Origin of the sequence: Streptomyces sp. NPDC048436 (assembly GCF_043200355.1) — a bacterium.
Lineage (GTDB): Bacteria > Actinomycetota > Actinomycetes > Streptomycetales > Streptomycetaceae > Streptomyces.
Genome location: NZ_JBICXP010000011.1, coordinates 23,311 through 42,742, shown reverse-complemented (window position 1 = coordinate 42,742; position 19,432 = coordinate 23,311). Strand labels below are relative to the sequence as shown.

At 70.3% G+C, this 19,432-nt stretch carries 16 protein-coding genes and 1 pseudogene; 10 read left to right on the top strand and 7 right to left on the bottom strand.

What is annotated here, in order from left to right:
• Window positions 1-123 precede the first annotated feature (123 nt).
• Window positions 124-1,131 (top strand): mannose-binding protein, encoded by a 1,008-nt coding sequence (locus ACGFX9_RS30585; RefSeq protein ID WP_393479784.1) that lies wholly within the window; start codon window positions 124-126, stop codon window positions 1,129-1,131.
• Window positions 1,132-1,229: 98 nt separating this feature from the next.
• On the opposite strand, the gene ACGFX9_RS30580 is transcribed toward ACGFX9_RS30585, so the two are convergent.
• Window positions 1,230-1,832, bottom strand: coding sequence for a TetR/AcrR family transcriptional regulator (locus tag ACGFX9_RS30580; protein WP_393479779.1), 603 nt, complete (start codon window positions 1,830-1,832; stop codon window positions 1,230-1,232).
• A 210-nt stretch (window positions 1,833-2,042) separates the two neighbouring features.
• On the opposite strand from ACGFX9_RS30580, the gene ACGFX9_RS30575 reads away from it, so the two are divergent.
• The 3 genes from ACGFX9_RS30575 to ACGFX9_RS30565 all read left to right on the top strand — a co-directional run bounded on the left by ACGFX9_RS30575 (window position 2,043) and on the right by ACGFX9_RS30565 (window position 5,246).
• On the top strand, window positions 2,043-3,413 hold the full coding sequence (locus ACGFX9_RS30575; protein ID WP_393479774.1) for an MFS transporter: 1,371 nt from the start codon (window positions 2,043-2,045) through the stop codon (window positions 3,411-3,413).
• Between the two features lie 211 nt (window positions 3,414-3,624).
• Window positions 3,625-4,236 carry an NAD(P)-dependent oxidoreductase gene (locus ACGFX9_RS30570; RefSeq protein ID WP_393480417.1) on the top strand — a complete coding sequence of 204 codons (612 nt, stop codon included), beginning with the start codon at window positions 3,625-3,627 and terminating at the stop codon, window positions 4,234-4,236.
• A gap of 53 nt (window positions 4,237-4,289) precedes the next feature.
• The gene (locus ACGFX9_RS30565) at window positions 4,290-5,246 is read left to right on the top strand and encodes an MBL fold metallo-hydrolase (RefSeq protein WP_393479770.1); all 957 of its coding nucleotides are present in this window, start codon (window positions 4,290-4,292) and stop codon (window positions 5,244-5,246) included.
• A gap of 42 nt (window positions 5,247-5,288) precedes the next feature.
• On the opposite strand, the gene ACGFX9_RS30560 is transcribed toward ACGFX9_RS30565, so the two are convergent.
• From ACGFX9_RS30560 to ACGFX9_RS30545, 4 genes are all read right to left on the bottom strand, one after another.
• Window positions 5,289-6,224, bottom strand: coding sequence for an endo-beta-N-acetylglucosaminidase H (locus ACGFX9_RS30560; protein ID WP_393479766.1), 936 nt, complete (start codon window positions 6,222-6,224; stop codon window positions 5,289-5,291).
• 173 nt (window positions 6,225-6,397) lie between these two features.
• Entirely contained in the window at window positions 6,398-7,207 is an 810-nt protein-coding gene (xdhC, locus tag ACGFX9_RS30555) for a xanthine dehydrogenase accessory protein XdhC (RefSeq protein WP_393480414.1), read from the bottom strand.
• A gap of 1 nt (window position 7,208) precedes the next feature.
• Window positions 7,209-9,653 carry a xanthine dehydrogenase molybdopterin binding subunit gene (gene xdhB, locus ACGFX9_RS30550; RefSeq protein WP_393479761.1) on the bottom strand — a complete coding sequence of 815 codons (2,445 nt, stop codon included), beginning with the start codon at window positions 9,651-9,653 and terminating at the stop codon, window positions 7,209-7,211.
• Window positions 9,650-11,167, bottom strand: coding sequence for a xanthine dehydrogenase small subunit (locus tag ACGFX9_RS30545; protein WP_393479756.1), 1,518 nt, complete (start codon window positions 11,165-11,167; stop codon window positions 9,650-9,652). The genes xdhB and ACGFX9_RS30545 overlap by 4 nt, the downstream gene beginning before the upstream one ends.
• 511 nt (window positions 11,168-11,678) lie before the next feature.
• On the opposite strand from ACGFX9_RS30545, the pseudogene ACGFX9_RS30540 reads away from it, so the two are divergent.
• The 5 genes and pseudogenes from ACGFX9_RS30540 to ACGFX9_RS30520 all read left to right on the top strand — a co-directional run bounded on the left by ACGFX9_RS30540 (window position 11,679) and on the right by ACGFX9_RS30520 (window position 15,684).
• Window positions 11,679-12,352, top strand: a pseudogene (locus ACGFX9_RS30540) (DedA family protein).
• Window positions 12,349-12,963 carry a phosphatase PAP2 family protein gene (locus tag ACGFX9_RS30535; protein WP_393479751.1) on the top strand — a complete coding sequence of 205 codons (615 nt, stop codon included), beginning with the start codon at window positions 12,349-12,351 and terminating at the stop codon, window positions 12,961-12,963. The pseudogene ACGFX9_RS30540 and the gene ACGFX9_RS30535 overlap by 4 nt, the downstream one beginning before the upstream one ends.
• A 3-nt stretch (window positions 12,964-12,966) precedes the next feature.
• Window positions 12,967-13,713 (top strand): phosphatase PAP2 family protein, encoded by a 747-nt coding sequence (locus tag ACGFX9_RS30530; protein WP_393479746.1) that lies wholly within the window; start codon window positions 12,967-12,969, stop codon window positions 13,711-13,713.
• Window positions 13,667-14,335 (top strand): response regulator transcription factor, encoded by a 669-nt coding sequence (locus ACGFX9_RS30525; protein ID WP_393479741.1) that lies wholly within the window; start codon window positions 13,667-13,669, stop codon window positions 14,333-14,335. The genes ACGFX9_RS30530 and ACGFX9_RS30525 overlap by 47 nt, the downstream gene beginning before the upstream one ends.
• Window positions 14,332-15,684: a sensor histidine kinase gene (locus tag ACGFX9_RS30520; protein ID WP_393479737.1), complete on the top strand. Its 1,353-nt coding sequence runs from the start codon at window positions 14,332-14,334 to the stop codon at window positions 15,682-15,684. The genes ACGFX9_RS30525 and ACGFX9_RS30520 overlap by 4 nt, the downstream gene beginning before the upstream one ends.
• 38 nt (window positions 15,685-15,722) lie before the next feature.
• On the opposite strand, the gene ACGFX9_RS30515 is transcribed toward ACGFX9_RS30520, so the two are convergent.
• Window positions 15,723-16,559, bottom strand: a complete 837-nt coding sequence (locus tag ACGFX9_RS30515) for a hypothetical protein (RefSeq protein ID WP_393479734.1) — start codon at window positions 16,557-16,559, stop codon at window positions 15,723-15,725.
• A 177-nt stretch (window positions 16,560-16,736) separates the two neighbouring features.
• Here ACGFX9_RS30515 and ACGFX9_RS30510 point away from each other — a divergent pair, with 177 nt between their 5' ends.
• On the top strand, window positions 16,737-17,804 hold the full coding sequence (locus ACGFX9_RS30510; RefSeq protein ID WP_393479732.1) for a sodium-dependent transporter: 1,068 nt from the start codon (window positions 16,737-16,739) through the stop codon (window positions 17,802-17,804).
• Here the strand turns inward: ACGFX9_RS30510 and ACGFX9_RS30505 are convergent.
• Complete coding sequence (locus tag ACGFX9_RS30505) at window positions 17,790-19,313, bottom strand: hypothetical protein (protein ID WP_393479728.1); 1,524 nt, start codon at window positions 19,311-19,313, stop codon at window positions 17,790-17,792. The two genes, ACGFX9_RS30510 and ACGFX9_RS30505, sit on opposite strands and share 15 nt — an antisense overlap.
• Window positions 19,314-19,432: the final 119 nt, after the last annotated feature.

Here is a 19,432-nt window from a genome sequence, read left to right as displayed (position 1 = left end):
GACCGTGCCGAACCGGCTCACTTCGACGCGACCCCGCCCGACATCCGCGGCGCGCCGGCCGGCCCTGCCGCCGCGCGGTGCCGTGCCCACACCGAAAGCTCCGCCACCGAGGAGGAGTACCGCATGTCCCCCCAGCACCACGTCCCCGGCGCGAACGCGGAGACGGCCGCCCCCCGCGCAGGAGAGGCCGGACCGCCTGATACGCCCTCCGCACCGGACGAGAAGGCGACCTCCGCCACACCAGATGAAAGGGCGCCCTCCGCCACACCGGACAAGGAGACACCGAGCCCTGCCGCAGCCCCCGAGGCGGAGACCGGCGCCACCCCGGCCGAGGAGACCGAGGTCGCTCCGGCCGAGACCACCGAGACGCCCGAGGAACGCGCCGCCGTGGCGGCGGCCGCCAAAACGGCGCCACCCGGCGTCAAGACAGGCACCGGCGTCGACAGCGGACGCCCCCGCAAGCCGGTGCTGGCGGCTGCCGCGATCGTCGGCGCCGCCCTGATCGCGATACCGCTGCTGCTGGTCGGCAGCGCGAAGGACGACGAGCCACCGGGCACCGGCAAGGAGCTGGCCGCGGGAGACTCCGGCACGGTCCTCAACCCGAGCCCCGACCCGGCCGGCCTCGGCGACTACAAGGCCAAGAAGCCCAGTTCGTCCCCGCACAAGAAGAAGCCGAAGAAGATCGAGGCCCCGAAGGCCGCCGCCCCCGGAACCGTGGCGCCCGCACCGGAGCGCAGCGCGAGCAGCTCGCCCGAGAAGAAGCCCGCCTCCAAGCCCAAGCCCAAGCCCAAGAAAGCCCCGAAGCCGGATTGGAGTACCGAGACCGTTTCGGCGCCCAGTGTCCTGGAGGTCAAGCAGGCGTGGACCACCAACCGTGTCCGCATGGTCATGCAGACCGACGGCAATCTCGTCGTCTACAACGAGAAGGGCAAGCCCATCTGGGCGTCCATGACCTTCGGTGACAACCACCGGGCGATCTTCCAGAAGGACGGCAACCTCGTCATCCACAACGCCGACGACCGCCCCATCTGGGCTTCACGAAGCCACGGCCACGAGGGTGCCCAACTGGTCCTCCGGGCCGATGCCAAGGTGGTCATCGTGCACAACGGCCGGGTCGTCTGGTCGACCTGACACGAATACGGAGCGCTGCCACGCCTTCTCAGGGGTGTTCGGACCGCTCCCGGTGAATCCACGGACTCGGCTGAGTCCCTCATCGACGGCCAACTCCACTAGCCGCGCTTCCAGTTGCCGAGCAGTACGTCGACCGCCGCGTGCAGGGTCGCTGCGGCCACCCCGTCGCGCAGCTGCGTGGAGAGGCCCAGGAGAAAGCTGTGGACCATGGCCGTCACGCCGTCGATGTCGGCGTCCGTATCGAGTTCACCCGCGGCGACGCCCCGCTCCACGCAGGCCCTGATGCGCGTCCGGTCCGCTTCTCGCCGCGCCGCGACGGTCTCGCGCACTCCGGCGTGCTCCTCCCCTGGCGCCCGCATCGTGCCGGACAGGGCGATGAGACAGCCGGAGGGGTGGGACAGGTCGGCCTGCATGTCGATCGAGCCGTGCAGCAGGCCGGCCACGGCCTCTCGCGGGCTGATCGTCGCGTCCTCGATGACGTCGACGGCGCCGCCCGGCCCCTTCATGTAGTGCCCGACGGCTTGCTTGAACAGCCCTTCTTTCGAGCCGAAGGCGCCGTACAGGCTCGCGGAGGACAGCCCGGTGGCCGCTCGCAGCTGTGCCAGCGAGGTCGCTTCGTAGCCCTGCTCCCAGAACAGCAGCATCGCGGCCTCCAGTACCGCCTCCATGTCGAAGGTGCGGGGACGGCCTGCGGACGGCACATGAACCTCCTGCATGACGAAACGAGCGTTCTCCTGCGGGGAACACTCCCCGGTCTTCCATATTGGACCAACTGCTCCACAAAACGCCAAGCCGCCCCGAACTCCGGGCATCAGCGGCCTCCGGTGGTTCGCGCGTGACCCTCGTCACTTATGGATCAATCGTTCCGTAATCGCTTGACCGGGCCGCCCGGCCAGGACAAGTATTCCGGCATGAACGATCCAGAATTCAGCGAGAACGGCGCCGCCGTCCACTCCCCGCTGAGCCGCTCGATGGTGCTTCTGCTGGCGGTGACGTGCGGCGCCGCAGTCGCGAACATCTACTACGCGCAGCCGTTGCTGCCCGTGCTCTCCAAGGCGCTAGGGGTCTCCGAAGGGGCCGGCGGTCTGATCGTCACCGCCTCACAGATCGGCTACGCGCTCTCGCTGGCACTGCTGGTGCCCCTGGGTGACGTACTCGAACGCCGCCGACTGGTGAGCGGGTTGCTTGCTCTCAGCGCCGTCGCCCTCCTCGGCGTGGCGGCGTCCCCTTCGCTGGGTGCGCTGTACGCCTCGGTCGCGCTGGTCGGGGTGACCTCCGCCGTGGCGCAGATCGTGGTGCCGATGGCCGCCTCGTTGGCCGCCGACCATGAACGCGGCGCGGTGGTCGGCACGGTCATGAGCGGCCTGCTCATCGGCATCATGCTCGCGCGGACCGTTGCCGGGGCGCTGGCCGAATTCGGGGACTGGCGGCTGGTGTTCGTCTTCGCGGCGTTCGTCATGGTGGTACTGGCGATCACCCTGCGCCTGGTTCTGCCTCCCGTACCGCCGACCGCGACGACGTCCTACCCCCGGTTGCTGCACTCGGTGGTGACGCTGGTGCGCACCGAGTCGCTGCTGCGCAGGCGCATGGGTCTGGCCGCGGTCGGCATGGGTGGCTTCACGGTCCTGTGGACCGCCTCGTCATTCCTGCTGGCCGGTCCCGCCTACGAGTACGGTCCTGCGCTCATCGGACTGTTCGGGCTGGTCGGAGTCATCGGGGCCGCCGCGGCGTCGGTGGCCGGCAGGCTGGCGGACCGCGGTCGTGGCCGCCAAGTGACCACCGGCGGGCTGATCGTGCTGACGGGCAGTTGGGGCGTACTCGCCTTCGCCGGGCAGGGAGGGGCGCTCGGACTCAGCGCGCTGATGGTCGGCATCGTGACGCTCAACCTGGCCCAGCAGGCGCTGTTGATCAGCCACCAGAGCGTGCTCTACCGCCGCATCCCGCATGCCCGCAGCCGGGTCACCACAGCGCTCATGGTCTCGGCGTTCGCCGGAAGTACCGTCTCATCCGCCCTGACGGCCGCGCTGTACCCGCTCGTGGGCTGGGCGGGAGTCTCCGCGCTCGGCGCGGTGATCGCCCTGATCGGCGTCGCGATCTGGTCCCTGGAACTTCTCCGCCCGAGCCCGGCAGAACCGCTCGCCGACCAGTCGCTGGACGAAAACGCCCAAGAGGCCCGTACGTCCGTCGCCGACGCGGCCCACGACCACGACCAGGCGGACCACGTACAAGCACACGCTCACGCACACGCACACGCACACGCCAAGGGAACCGCTCATGCCTGAGATCCGCCGAGTGGCGATCCTGGACGACCACCAGCACGCGGCACACCGTTACGCCGACTGGGACACCCTGCCCGAAGGCGCCCACCTCACGTAATTCTCCGAGCACTTGGGCGGTCCCGCGGAGGTCATCGCCGCACTCTGCCGAACCTGCGCCTGCTGGTGACGACGGGCCCGGTCAACGCGGCCATCGACACGGCGGCGGCCGCACGCCCTGACCCGCTCGCTCCCCGCCGAGGACCGCGACCTCCGTGCAGGCGCCTGGCAACGGACCGTGGGCCGTGATCTGCGCGGTGCCCGCCTGGGCGTCGTCGGCCTCGGCGGTGTGGGAAGTCGCGTGGCCCAGGTCGGAGTCGCCTTCGGCATGGACGTCGTCGCCTGGAGTGCCCACCTCGATCCCGAGCACGCGCAAGTGCTGGGTGTCACCTCCGTCAGCAAGCGGGAACTGCTGACCACCTCGGACGTGGTGACGCTCCACGTCAGACTCTCGCCACGCACCATCGGCCTCATCGGCCTCATCGGCGCCGACGAACTCGCCCTCATGCGGCCGGACGCGCTGCTGATCAACACCTCCCGTGCGCCCGTCGTCGACGAGCCGGCGCTGCTGGCCGCGTTGCACGCCGGAACGTTGGGCGGAGCCGCCCTGGACGTCCACCTCACCGAACCACTGCCGACCGACTCGCCGTGGCACAGCGCTCCGCGGACCGTCCTGACCCCACACCTGGGCTACGTCACCGCCGGCACCTACGAGATCTTCTACCGCGACGCACTCGGCGACATCCTCGCCTACGCCTCCGGCGACCCGGTCCGCGTGCTCACACCGTGAGCGGACCACGCCCCACCACCACCCCGACAGACGTACAGGGAAGGGAACCCACCATGACCAGCACGGACACGACCACCACGGAGCAGACCGTCGTCCCCCACCCGCGGCATGCTTGCGCCGACGATTCAGGGGGCCGGATGCCGGGCCTGTGGACACGGACTCTGGGCGACCTCACCATCACCTACGTCCCGGACGCCGGTGTCCACATGATCCCGGGCCGGGTCTACCCCGCTTCCGCCGAAGACGACTGGACGGCGCACCGTCCCCACATGACGGACGCGGGCCACCTGGCCATGGGGTGCGGCGCGCTGCTCGTCGAGCGTGGCGGCACGCGCCTGCTCCTCGACGCCGGCCACGGCCGCATCTCGGGCGAGGACCCCGAGCACTTCCAACACGGCTTCGAGCACGTGCAGACCCTTCCCGATCACCTGGAACGCCTGGGCGTCGACCCCGCCACGCTGGAGACGGTCGCCTTCACCCACCTGCACGACGACCACACCGGATGGGCTCGGCCGGACGCCGTCGACGATCCGCGCAGCCTGTTCCCCAACGCGCGCTGGATCGTCGGGGCGGGAGAACTGCCGGGCCTGGACCCCGCCGACGGCCCGCGGCTCGCCGGACAGAGCGAACGGACCACAGCCGTCACCGACGGAACGGAGATCGCCGAGGGTGTGCGTGCCTGGGCGCTGCCGGGGCACACCCCCGGGCACACGGCATGGGTCCTCGACACCGGCGACGGCCGACGGATCGTCGCCTTCGGCGACGCCATGCACTCACCCGTCCAGATCCAGCACCCCGACTGGGAAGTCGTCCTCGACCACGACCGGGCCCAGGCCGAGGCATCACGCCGCCGACTCGTGCGATTCCTGGCCCAGGACGGCGTCTTCGGCTTCGGCGTGCACTTCGCCGACCAGCAACTCGGAACCGTCGACGACGCCGGCCACTGGCGCCCTTGGGACGACGCCCCCGACATCGTTGTCGAGAGTGCGGCCCGCCCGGGTCACGGCTAGGGGACGCGGCAAGCAACGGAGCGCCGGGGGCGTGCGGTGGCCCTACGGCGTATAGACGGCGCCACTCCCGTACAACTCCCTGGTGAACGCGGAGACATCGGCGCTGCGATCGGTGCCGTCGAGGTTGTACGTCAGATAGACGCCGTACCCCCCGCTGACGGTGCGGCGGGCGAGGTTGGCGGCCGTGCTCTGCGAGGTCCGGCCGATCTCGACGGCGGCCGGCGACAGCTTCGACTTGGGCAGTGCGATGCCGGGGACCTGCCAGGTGCCGTAGTACGGGTTCCAGGCGTAGTCGAACTTGGACGAGACGTCGACGCCGCCGTAGGAGAGACGCGACGCGGCCGGGCCGATGTTGTAGAGGCTGATGATCTTGTCCGGCATGTTCGCGCGCAGCGCCGTCACCAAGTGCACGAACGAACCGGCGTTGGGCTGGCCGGTGCCGTTGTTGCCGTACTCGGCGTACTCGTCGTCGAAGTCGACGCCGTCCAGGCCGTATTTGGTGACGGTGTCCGACAGTTGTTTCGCGAACGCCGACGCGGCTTGCTGGGACGGGAAGTTGGCGAAACCAGCGCCTTGGTGGTTTCCGAGCACCGAGAGGACGACCTTGATGCCCTTCCGCTGCAACGGCCGTATCTCCGTGACAGCGTTGTCAAGGACGCGCTGCACGTTCTCGTTGAAGTGCAGATACGCCGCCTTCTTGCCCGTGTCGTAGTTGATGTTCGCCGCGAAGATCACGGCGACGTCGAAGACGTTGCCGCCACCGTTGGCGAGGGTGTACTTGCCGACGTTGAGCATGCTGTTGTTGTTCACCTCGACGTACGCCACCGAGGTCGGCCCCTGTTTCGCGTGAGCGGGAGCGGGGGCCGGAGCGGGGGCCGCTTCCGCTCCGGTCGTGGCAGTCGTGCCGATGGCAAAGGCGGCGACGGCCGAGAGCGCCAGCGCGGCTGTCCGCGCTCTGCTCCGTATCAGAGTGAACATCGTTGATCGGTCTCCCATCGCAGGGTTCGACGCCCGACCTGTTCGAAAGCGCCGAGTGAGCCCCCCGATCTTTCCGCCCCCGCGACCGAATCCCCAGGATCATGCGCGGATTCTTCACAACTCCCACGCACCGAGCGCCGCAATCCGGCGCTTGGGCAAGGGAGTTGGCGCAGTCAGGCCCCCTCGGTCTCGAAAGTGCGCAGCAGATCCGCGGCGACGCTCACAGCGATGGTCGCGGGCTCCTTGCCGGTGATGTCCGCGAGGCCGATCGGCGTCTTGATCCGGTCGATGGTGGCCTCGTCGTGACCGCCCTCGGTGGCCAGGCGGTTGCGGAATCGCACCCACTTGGCCGCCGACCCGATCAGCCCGATGGAGCCGAGACGGGAAGTGCGCAAGGCGGCGTCGCAGAGAGCGGCGTCCTCGGCATGATCATGGGTCATGATCAGGACATGGGTGCCCTGCGGCAAGTCCGCGAGTACCTCCTCGGGCAACAGCGGAGTGTGATGCACGTGCACCTGCCCCACCGCGTCCGCCAGCACGTGGAGCCGCTCCTCGGTGAGGATGTCGGACCGGGTGTCGATCAGGTGGAGGTCCAGGTCCTGACGTGCCAGGATGCGTGCCAGTTCAAGCCCGACGTGGCCTACGCCGAAAATCGCCACCGCCCGTGCCACCGACAGCGGTTCGAGCAGCACCGAGACCGTGCCGCCGCAGCACTGCACGCCATGCCGGTTGGTCACCTTGTCGTTCAGGGCGAAATCGATCAGCTCGGGCTCGGGCTTTGACGCGGCGATCATCTCCCGGGCCCGGTCGATCGCGACGGCCTCGACATTGCCGCCACCGATCGAGCCCCACGCCTCGGTCTCCCCCACCACGAGCTTCGCACCGGCTTCGCGCGGGGCGTGTCCGCGCACGGACGCGACGGTCACCAGCACGCCGGACTCCCGGCGTGCCCGCAACCGTGCGACCGCGGCGATCCACGTCATGTCAGGCACCGCTCAACGTTGTCGCGTCCATCCGGATTTCGCCGTCGGCTGCATGGCCGTCGTTGCCGGAGTCACCGTCGATGCCGGAGCCGTCGTGGGCGAGCCCGTCGCGGGAACCGTCGTCCTGGCGGGCGGCCTCGATCGCCCAGTACACCGCTTCCGGTGTCGCGGGCGAGGCCAACTCGACACTGACCCCGCTCGGCCCGAACGCGGCGGCGGCCTGCCGCAAGGCTTCTCGCACACAGAACGCCAGCATCAGCGGGGGCTCGCCCACCGCCTTGGACCCATACACCGCGCCCTCTTCAGTGGCGTTCTCAAGAAGCGCCACGTTGAACTCCTCGGGCATCTCCGAGAAGCTCGGCAGCTTGTAGGTGCTCGCGGCCTGGGTAAGCAGTCGGCCGCGGCCCGGCCCGTCACCGGCGTCCCAGCGCAGGTCCTCGAGCGTCAGCCACCCGGCGCCCTGCACGAACCCACCCTCGACCTGACCGATGTCGATCAGCGGGGACAGGCTGTCGCCGACATCGTGCACGATGTCCACGCGTCGGATGCGGTACGCGCCGGTGAAGCCGTCCACCTCCACCTCGGCCGCGGCGGCGCCGATCGCGAAGTACTTGAACGGCGAGCCGCTGAAGGACTTCGCGTCCCAGTGCAGACCCTCGGTGCGGTAGAAACCGGCCGCCGACAGCTGAACCCGCTGGAAGTATGCGGTGCGCACCAGGTCGTCCCAGGCCAGTTCCTTGTCGCTGCCGAGGGCGCGAACTGTCCCCTCGACGATGCGCACATCCGCGGCGCTCGTACCCAGTTGGGTGGCGGCCACCTGCGACAGCCGCTCGCGCAGTTGCAGGCAGGCGTCCTTCACCGCCGCGCCGTTCAGATCTGCTCCCGAACTCGCCGCCGTGGCAGAGGTGTTGGGGACCTTGTCCGTTCGCGTGGGCGCGAGGCGCACCTTGTGCAGCGGGATACCCAGCGAGGTCGCGGCCACCTGCAGCATCTTGGTGTGCAGGCCCTGTCCCATCTCGGTGCCACCGTGGTTGATCAGGACCGAGCCGTCCTTGTAGATCAGCACCAGCGCGCCGCCCTGGTTGAAGGCGGTGAGGTTGAACGAGATTCCGAACTTCACGCCGGTGATCGCGAGTGCCCGCTTGGTGTGGGGGTGCGCTGCGTTGAAGGCGGCGATCTCACCCCTGCGAGCGGCGATGTCGCCGGTGTGCTTGACCTGTTGCCAGACGGCGGAGATCCGTTCGGGCTGAACGACCGGCTGTCCGTACGGCGTCGACTGACCCGGCCGGTAGAAGTTGCGCTCCCGCAGCTCCGTCGGATCCAGGCCGAGCAGTGGCGCGCACCGGCCCATGATGTCCTCGATCACCAGCATTCCCTGCGGTCCGCCGAAACCTCGGAAGGCGGTGTTGGAAGCCTTGTTGGTCTTGGCGATGCGGCCGTCGACGCGCGCGTTGGGAATCCAGTAGGTGTTGTCGATGTGGCACAGCGCACGAGCCACCACCGGCTCGGACAGGTCCAGGCTCCAGCCCCCGTCGGCGGTCAAGGTGGCGTCCAAGGCCTGGATGCGGCCCTCGGCGTCGAAGCCGATCTTCCACTGGGCGTGGAAGCCGTGGCGCTTGCCGGACATGGTCAGATCCTGCGTCCGGTTGAGCCGCAGCCGAACCGGCCGGCCGGTCAGCTTGGCGCCGAGTGCGGCGATGGCCGCGAACCCGTGGGGCTGCATCTCCTTGCCGCCGAAGCCGCCACCCATCCGCAGACACTGCACGGTCACCTCGTGGCTGTGCAGACCGAGCACGTGCGCGACGATTTCCTGGGTCTCCGAAGGATGCTGGGTGCTGCTCTGGACGAAGACCTGCCCGGCCTCGTCGATGTGGGCCAGCGCCGCGTGCGTCTCCAGGTAGAAATGTTCCTGATCCGCGAACTGGAACTCGCCGGTGAACACATGCGCGGAGTCGGCGAAGCCGGCCTCGACGTCGCCGGCCAGCATCATGGGCCGAGCACCGTGGAAACTGTCGGCCGCGATCGCGTCCTGCAGCGTGATCAGGGACGGCTGTTCGTCGAGCTCCACCTCGACTGCCGCCGCACCCAGCCGAGCCGCCTCCAGCGTCTCGGCGAGCACCCAGGCGACGGCGTGACCATGGAACATGACCACGTCGGGGAAGAGCGGTTCGTCGTGCTTCATTCCGGCATCGTTGACGCCGGGCACGTCGGCGACGGTCAGCACGCGGACCACGCCCGGCACTTCGAGTGCGGGCTCGGTGCGCAGCGCGGTGATCCTGCCATGGGCCTTCATGACCTGGACCGGGTAGGCGTGCAGCACGTCCTTGGTGCGATGCACCAGGTCGTCGGTGTAGAGCGCGCTGCCGGTGACATGCAGGACAGCACTCTCGTGCGGCATCGATACGCCGACAACGGGCTTCTCGGGGAGCTCGGACAGATGGCTCATGACGACACACCCTCGGTGGTTTGCGCGTACAGCTTCAGCAGGCTCTGGCCGAGCATCGCGGAGCGGTAAGCGGCGCTGGCACGGTGATCGTTCATCGGTGTGCCCTCTGCCCGCAGTACCCGGGCCGCGGCCTCGACGGTCTCCGCCACCCACGGCTCGCCCTCCAGGGCCGCCTCGGTGGCGAGGGAGCGGATCGGAGTGGCGGCCACGCCTCCCAGGCCGACGCGCGCCTTGCGTACGAGTCCGTCCTCGATGTCGAGCGCGAAAGCGACCGCGACGCTGGAGATGTCGTCGAAACGCCGCTTGGCGATCTTGTGGAAGCCCACGACCGGTGCCTGCGGCAGAGGAAAGCGCACCGCGCGGATCAGCTCACCGGGACGGCGCACGCTCTGCCGGTATCCGGTGAAGTAGTCCGCCAGCGGGACTTCGCGCTCGCCGTCGGCGTCGGCGAGCACCACCGACGCCTCCAGGGCGAGCAGCGCCGGTGGGCTGTCACCGATGGGAGAGCCGGTCCCGAGATTGCCGCCGAGGGTCGCGCTGTTGCGGATGAGCCGGGATGCGAACTGCGGGAACAGCTCCCCCAGCAACGGGACGCGGCCGTCGAGGCGGCGCTCGATCTCGGTGAGTGTCAGCGCCGCGCCGATCTCGATGTGGTCGGATTCGACGCGCAGCGCCCGAAGTTCGGGAAGGCGGTCGATGGCGACCACGCAATCCGCCCGGCGGGAGCGAATGTTGACCTCCACGCCCCAGTCGGTGGACCCGGCGACCACCATGGCGTCGGGCCGGTCGCGCAGCAGTCGCAGTACTTCTTCCAGGGTGCTCGGCCGCAGGAACGCCCTGTCGTCGCGCGTGTATTCGGTGGCGACCGGTGGGGGCGGGGACTGCTCACGACGCTGTGCCAGCAGGTCCTCGTCGGTGGGCGTACCGACGGCGAACGCGGCATCGCGAATCGGGCGATAGCCGGTGCAGCGGCACAGGTTTCCGCTCAGCGCGTGAAGATCGAACCCGTTCGGACCGTGCTCGGCGTCGGTGCGGTCGGTCGCATCTGCGCCTTCGGCTGAGTCCGCCGAGTTCGCTGAGTCCGCTGAATTTGCTGAGTCCGCGTGAGCGCAGCGGCCGGGCCGGTAGTACTCAGCGGCCATGCTGCAGATGAATCCCGGTGTGCAGTAACCGCATTGGGAGCCGCCACGGACCGCCATCTCCTCCTGCACCGGGTGCAGCGTGCGCGGCGTGCCGGGTTCGCCGACGGTGGCGAGACCTTCGGAGGTGACGACCTCCTGACCGTCGAGAGCCGCGGCCGGGACCAAGCAGGCGTTGACCGCCACCCAGTCGGTCGGCTTGTTCACCCCGGGACGGGCCACGAGGACCGAACAGGCACCGCATTCACCCTCGGCGCATCCCTCCTTGGCGCCGGTGAGACCGCGCTCGCGCAGGAAGTCCAGCGCTGTGGTGTGGGGCGCAGCCGGTGAGATCGGTGTTTCTTTCCCGTTGACGATGATCCACGCCGCTGTCATGACAGGCCTTCGTTTCGGTGCGCGATCAGTTGATTCATCATGTTCGCCAATTTCAGGCAGCTTTCTGTGTTCAGACGCGCCACGTGAGAGAGCGGCACAAGACAGCACGCGGCAGTGACGTGCCGGAAAGAGGTGATGGACTACCCGGAAGGTGCCGTGGACGGCAGACACGAATGTGCTGCGGAAGGGCACATCGGTAGGGCGTACTCAGGCGCCGTGCGCGATCCGACCCGGAACCCAGACGGTGCGCTGGGCGAGGCGACCAAGATCAGAGCTGGTGTTCATCCGCCGGGTCGCCCCCTTTCGCTAGTGACAGGTCGATGGCCACCGCAAACTAATGGCTGGAACCACCGGGGTCAAGAGGTCGGCGGCGCCGCTCACCCCCACAACACCACCCGCTCATCGTCTACAGTGCAGTAGACCGTCTACAGAACAGTAGTCACCAGCTGTCGCGAGCCGGCTGCCCCCGCCCGGGCATCCGCTCCGTCGCCGAGGCGAAGGGCTCCCGCCCATGACCACATCCCTTGCTCTGCCTCTGTCGTCACAGCTCGCCGTGAACGTGCTGGACGCCCACTCGCTCCTGGCCGCGTTCGGCGTGCTGGGCGTCGGCGTGGTGATGTTCGCCGAGACGGGTCTGCTGATCGGCTTCTTCCTGCCCGGCGACTCCCGCTGTTCACTGCGGGGCTGTTGTGCACGGGCGGCTCGGGGCACGGTGTTCATCTCTCCCTGGGGCCGCTGCTCGTCGCCGCGGCCGTCGGCGCGCTCGCGGGCGCGCAGTGCGGGTATGTGCTGGGGCGCCGCGCGGGCGGCGCGCTCCTCGCCCGCGGTAAGTCCGTGCGGCTGAAAGAGGGGGCGCAGCGCGCCGAGGAACTCCTGGAGCGGTACGGGCACGCCAAGGCGATCGTCCTGGCACGGTTCGTGCCGGTGGTGCGCACGGTGCTCAATCCGCTGGCCGGGGCGCTGGGCGTGAACGCGCGGACGTTCACGCTGTGGCAGGTGGTGGGCGGTCTCGTGTGGAGCCTGGGCCTGACTCTTGCCGGGTACGCGCTCGGCTCCTCCATCCCGAACGTGGACCGGTATCTGCTGCCCCTGGTCGCGGTGATCGTCGTGGCCTCGCTGGCCCCGCTCGCCACCGAGCTGCTGCGCTCCCGCCGGGCCGCCAAGGCGAAGGAGGCCCGCGGATGATGCCTCGTACGACACTCGCCTTCGACGGATCGGCGATCGACAGTTCCGCCTACCGTGACGTGACGCGCCTGGCCGACCACGCGCCCGGGTGGCTCGACGGGGCCGTGTCCGCCTGGTCGACGTACGGGCTCATGGTGTTCGCCGTGCTGATGGTCGTGGCCTGGTGGCGGGCGCGCCGGGCGAGCGCCACGGCGGCGGTCGCGGCGCTCGCGGTGCCGGTGGTGGTCGTCGCGGCGTACGCGTTGAACGACGTACTGAAGATGCTGGTTCGCGAGGACCGGCCGTGCCAGAGCCTGCATGTCGCCACCTTGGAGGCGTGCCCGGCTCCGGGTGACTGGTCCTTCCCCAGCAATCACGCGGCGATCGCGGCCGCGGCGGCGATGGCGCTGCTGTTCGTCTCACGCCGCCTAGGGGTACTCGCGGTCGTGGCGGCGTGCGCGATGGCGGCGTCCCGGGTCTGGGTCGGCGCGCACTATCCGCACGACGCGGCGGCGGGGCTGCTGGTGGGCGCCGTCGTCGGCGCGCTGCTGATGCTCGCGGTGCACCGGTGGCCTGCCGCACTGGCCCGGCGACTGGCCGCGACGCGGCTGCGCTTCCTGTTGGAGGTGTGACACATGGCGGGGGATCTGGCGCGCCGGCGTCATGTCGCCGACCTGGCGTGGAGTGTGGGTCTCGGCGCCTGGGTGGCGTTCGGTGTCCTGACCATGGCTGTGATCGGCCATGACGGCGATCCGCTCGCCTGGGACGGCCAGGCGCTGTCGTGGTCCGTCGACCATCGGCCCGCTGTCGCCATCGCTGTGGCCCGGGGGCTCACCACGACCGGGACGGGCGTCATTCCGTACGTGCTCGTCGCGTCGGCCGGAATCCTCGTGGGCCGCACCGTCCGACAGCGGCTGGTCTGCGCCGCTCTCGCCATCGGCTGCCTCGCCTCGGGGCAAGCCCTGCGGTACGGCGTGATGGCGCTGGTCGACCGGCAGCGCCCGCCGCACCTGGACTGGCGGACCCACGCCTCCAACTTCTCCTTCCCCTCGGGTCACACGACGACGGCGGCCCTGACCGCCGGGCTCCTCGTCATCGCCCTCCTGGCGCGTGCCCCGCGTGGACGGGCGGGGCTCGTCGTGGCGGTCGGCTGCTGGGGTGCGCTGGTCGGCCTGACCCGCGTCTACCTCGGCGTGCACTGGCTCACCGATGTGGTGGGCGGCTGGCTGTTGAGCGCGGGCTGGCTGGGTCTGTGTCTGTGCGCGGCGGCCTGGTGGCTGCCCGATCGTCTTGTCGCGGGCACGACCCGCGCCACCGCACGCTCGTTGGAGGAACATGCGCCACAAGATTCTGATCGTGGAGGACGACCACGCTCTGCGTGACGTCCTGGTGCGCGGTCTGCGCGATGAGAACTTCGACGCCGTGTCCGCCCCCGACGGCGCCACCGCCCTGCGCCTTTCCACCGACGAACTCGCGGCGGCCGTACTCGACGTGGGACTGCCCGACGCGGACGGGCGGGACGTGTGCCAGGCGATGCGCGCGAACGGACTCCGGTTCCCTGTCGTATTCCTGACGGCTCATCACCGCCTCGCGGACCGGCTCGCCGGGTTCTCCGCGGGCGGCGACGACTACCTCCCCAAGCCGTTCCACCTCGCCGAACTCGCCGCCCGGTTGCGCGCCGCGATCCGCCGCGCCAGTCCGGACGGCGCGGGTCCCCAGGGCGTCGGCGATCTGCTCCTGGACCCGGTCCGGCACCGCTGCACCGTGCACAGCCGCCCTGTCGACCTCACACCCACCGAATTCCGGCTCCTGGCAACACTGTTGGCGGCGTCCGGGGACCTCGTACCCAGGCGCGAACTGCTCCGTGCGGGCTGGCCCGAAGGCGCGCAGGTCAGCGACAACACGCTCGACCAGTACATGAGCCGACTGCGCCGCAAGCTGCGCGCCTCGGGCAGCGCCCTGACGATCGGCACGGCTCGGGGCATCGGGCATCGCCTGTCATGAGCCCCCGAACCCGCCTGGCCCCCCGTACGCTGCGCGGCCGGCTCTCCCTGGTGGCACTGACCACGGCCACACTCGTGATGACGCTGCTCACCATCGCCTTCAACGCCGTGGCCCGCGAACACCTCCGTCGCCAGGCCGACGACGAACTGCGCACGCGAGCCGCCGCTGTCGCCACCACCGTCGACACCGGCCACTCACCCGTACGCGTCCTGGAGACGCCCAACGACCAGTTCCTCGACACGAACGTATGGATCTACGACGGTGCCCGGCTGCTCGAACAACCCCCGGCTCCCGCACACCACTTGACCCGGGTGGCCGCCGAGCTCGCGGCGGTCGGCGGGCACCGCTGTGTCACCGCGGCGCCGGGCACGGTCCGCCTCTGCGCCAACGCCGTGGCGCACAGCGGCGGCCGGGCCACCGTCGTCACAGCCCTGGACCTGTCGCCCTACCGGAGTTCGGCCGACACTCTGCTGCTCGGCTCGCTCACCCTCGACGTGATCATGCTCGGCTGTACGTACGCCGTCACTCGTCTGGCCGTCGCGCGCGCACTGCGCCCCGTGCACACGATGACCGAACAGGCCACCCAGTGGAGCGCGGTGACCTCCGGCGAACGCTTCTCCGACGCCGCCCACCCAGCTGAACTCGCCCGTCTCGGAAGCTCGTTGGACTCCCTTCTGGACCGTATCCGCGCGCTGCTGCGCCATGAGCAGCAGCTGACAGGGGAGCTCTCGCACGAACTGCGCACCCCGCTGAGCCGGATCGTCGCCGAGCTCGACTGGCTGCGGGCCCGCCCGCGTTCCACAGCCCAGATCCGTGCCGGGCACGAGGCGATCTGCGATGCCGCGCAGTCCATGCACACCATCTGCGACACCCTCCTGGACGAGGCCCGCGACGAGGCCGCCTCCCCCGCCACAGGTATGTCCGACGCCCTGGACACGCTGCGCCGACTCGCCCAACTCACCTACCCGCCAGGCCCCGTGACGGTGTCGGTCGAAGGAGTGGGGTCCGCCCAGCAGGTCGGTGTCGCCCCGGCGCTGCTTGAACGAGTCGTCAGCCCGCTGCTCGCCAACGCCGTGCGTTACGCCCGCACCCATGTCGTGGTGCGCACCGGACGGGAGCCGGGCCATGTCCGCATCGACGTCACCGACGACGGGCCGGGTGTACCCACGCAGTTCACCGGGCAGCTCTTCACGCCCGGCCGCCGCGCCGACCCGGACGACGGCCACGGCGGAGCGGGCCTCGGCCTGCCGCTCGCGCGGCGCCTGGCCCGATCCGCCGGAGGGGACGTGTCCTACGACGCCGGATACGCCGCCGGAGCGCGGTTCGTCGTCACCCTGCCGCCCGGCTGACCCACGGACGAGCCGCCGCCGCCCAGACCTCGATCCGCTCAAGCGGTCCGCCGCTCCGCCTCGGTGACGTCCTTTCGCGTCACCGTCAGGAACACGACCAGGCCGAGGATCACCGTCAGGAACAGCACACTGGTGACCACGGTGCCGAAGCCGAGACCGCCGTCACCGGCCGGCTGGGAGAGGTAGTCGCCGGCCGACGCACCCAGCGGGCGGGTCAGGACGTAGGCGATCCAGAAGCTCCACACGACGTTCAGACCGAGCGCGAAGTGGGCCACCGCGACGGCGGCGATGGCCACGGCGAACAGGACCGCGGACAGCCAGTAACCCAGGTCCATGCGTTCGGCGAACAGGTCACCCGCGGCCGTACCGAGCGCGAACGTGAACAGCACAGCGAGCCAGTAGTACGCCTCGCGGCCGACGGTGTCGATGCTGTGGATGGACAGGGTGCGCTCGCGCCAGTACCAGACGGCGAAGACGACGGCGAGGGCGATCGCGAACACCGTCGTGCTCGTGGTCAGCGGCACCCCCATGTTGTCGGTGAGGTTGTCGCTGATGAGCGTGCCGACGACGCTGATCAGCGCCACGGCAAGCCAGTACGCGCCGGGACGATAGGCCGTGGTGCGGAACTGCAGGACGAGTGCGGCCATCAGGAGCACACTCATCAGCAGGGACACCTTGGTCAGCCCCAGGCCCAGGTTCTCGTTCAGCAGGTCGGCCGCGGTCTCCCCGACCGTGGTGCACAGGACCTTGATCACCCAGAAGTACGCGATGACTTCGGGGACCTTGTTCCAGCGCGCCCGATGGCCAGGCGCGGTGGGCCCGGAGGCCGATGGGGGCGGTGAGACCTCGGCGGTCTCGGACGTCTCGTATGTCATGGGGCCGACCGTGCCACCGGGAACCTGAACGCATCCTGACTGCCGCGCGGCATCACGCGCCCGCCGCGACCGACCGATGGACCATGGCTGTCATGCGCACCTGTGTCCCCTGCCCCGCACTTCCCGTCATAGCGGCGCTCCGTCCGCCCGCCGCCCCCACGACGGAAGAGCACCGACATGACGGACCCGCCCGCCCCTTCGGACTTCGGTGACCGCGCGACCGGCTGGCTGCGCCGCCGGCTCGGCCGGGCTGTCGTCCTCGCCTATCTGCTCGCCGCGCTGCTGCCGCGGCCGGGCCTGTGGCTGCGCCACCCACACCCGCTCGGGCCGTACGGTCAACTCCCGCTGCACACCACGCCGTTACTCCTCGGCCTCGTGCTGTACGCGGCCGGGCTCCAGGTCCCCGCGCGGGCCCTCGGCCATCTGCTGCGCCGTCCCCGCGCACTCCTCGCCGGTCTCGCCCTGCATGTGACGGCCCCGCTGTTGATCGTGCCGCTGGTGGCTTTCCTGCTGCGGCGCACGCCCGACACCGATGGCGGCAGCGGTCTGGTCACCGCGATGATCCTGATCGTGGCGATGCCGGTCGCGGCCGGCGCCACCGTATGGACGGGCAAGGGGCAGGGCGACCAGCCGACGATGGTCGGCCTGGTGCTCGCTTCCACGCTCCTCAGCCCGCTCACCATCCCGGTCACCGTCCAGGCGCTCGCCCCGCTGCTCAGCGGTGGCTACGCGGACAGCCTCGCCGCGGCCGGGCAGAGTCTGAGCGGCGGCTTCGCCCTCACCGGGGTGGTGCTGCCGTGCGGTGCGGGTGTGCTGTGCCGTCTCGCCCTGCCCGCCGCCTGGATGGCCCGGCTGCTGGCATGCGTCGTACCGACCGCCCTCCTCGGCTCCCTCGTCCTGACCTACGTCAACGCCAGCGGCGCCCTGGCCTCCTTCCTGGCCCACCCGCGTCCGCTACTGCTCCTGGCGGCGCTGATCGTGGCCGCCGTGGTGTGCGCGCTGTCCTTCGCCGTGGGCCGCGTCGCGGCGCGCGCCCTGCGCCTTGACGCCCCGGCCGCGTCGTCGCTGACCCTGGCCTGCGGCATGAACAACAGCAGCGCGAGTGCGGTCCTGCTGACGACCACGCTGCCCGACAAACCGCACCTGCTGCTGCCGGTGCTCGCCTACGGGCTGCTGCAGAAGACGGCCGCGAACCAGGTCGTGCGCTCGCGCGTTCGGCACTGCCCCAGCTCAGCCACGTCCTGAGGCTCGGAAAGGGTCAGCATGCGGCGACGGTGCGGCGACGGACGCCGTCAACGACCCCAGCCTGTACACCCGCCAGTGCCTGGCGTAGGCCGGCGGGTGGTCCCCGCGCGCGGTGAGCGCGGCGACGGGGGCACGGCGCTCGGCCCGCACGATGGCCGTGCGGGTCGTGTTGGCGTTGTGCCCGTGCGTGTGGGCGGAGGCACATCCGGCGTAGTAGGCGATGGGGATGGCCTCGTGGCCGGTGAGCAGGCACGGCGGCCGTACGCCGAGGTGGTGCAGTTCGGTCGCGGCTCTGGCGTAGCCCTGGTCGGCGGCGTCGGCTCGGTCCACCACGCTCTCCAACACCGCGTACTGCACGGCCAGATGACCGGCCAGACCCAGGGCCACCAGGGTGACGGCCGCAGGCCGCAGGCGGCCACCCGCCCGCATCAGACGGCCGAGCACGTCCGCGACCGGCACGGCGAGCAGCGCGTATGCGGGCAGCAGGAAGCGGGGGGCCGCATAACCGATGAGGAACAGGTACGGCACCGCGGCCGATCCCGCGCAGGCCAGCGTCACCACCGTCATCGCGGTCCGCCGCCGACGGACCGCGATGACCACGGCGATCACCGCGAGCACGGGAATCGTGAACCACCAGGCGACCAGCGCCACATCGGGCATGGGTCCGTCGCACGGACGGCACAGCGGTCGCCCGGCCAGACTGCGCAGCTGGTCGTCGACCGCGAGATGCAGGCCGAGACCGCCCTGGATCCGGGAGGCCGCGGCCAGCCGGGCCATGGGGCCGCCGTAGTGGAGGTACGCCTCGACGATCCATTCCGCCGCCCCGGCCCCGAGACCCGCGACCAGGACAGCGAGCAGGCGCCACGAGCGCAGGCGGGGTACGCAGACCAATACGGCGCACAACGGCAGGCACACCCAGACCGCGTCCGTCGGGCGCATCAGCGCCATCAGCGCCGCGCCCCCTGCCATCCCCCACACGGCCCCGCGGCCACGGTGGTCCCGACAGGCCCGCAGAAAGCAGCCGACCGTGGCCAACGCGCCGATGGCGACCCAGTAGTTGGGCATCGCCTGCGGGCCGTAGAACACCGTCACCCACAGCGAGGCGAACAGCAGCCCGGCCAGAGCGAGCACCCGCGCCGGGAGAAGGCCGCGCCAGGCCCGCAGCGCGAGGTACAGGCCGAGCCCGGACAGCAGCGCCAGATACACCCGCAGCAGCGGGGTGGACGAGGACCAGGAGGCGACCGGGGCCACCAGCAGCGAGACGCCGCGGGCGCGGGGCGCGCTGAAGTACGCGGCCGGAATGCGCGGGCCGACCTGGCTGACGTAGACCGTCTCGTCCCATCCGAGCCCCAGCCCTGGCCCGACGAGGAGAAGCTGGCCCACCACGAACGCGCTCACCACCCACACGAGCCCGCCCCTGGAGGCCCTCCCCTCCCCCGCCGAGTCCGCGCCGGGCACTTCGTGTCGTGCCGTACGGGAGAACACCGCGCCGGTGGATGCAGTCCTCACGATTACCCGCCCCCTCACCCCACAGGCTGTAGGGTTTCTTTCACCCTACAAGCCGTAGGGTTCGTTTGGGAGAGCCGATTTGTTCGGGAGAGCCGAATTGACACGGAATGGAGGCGGCC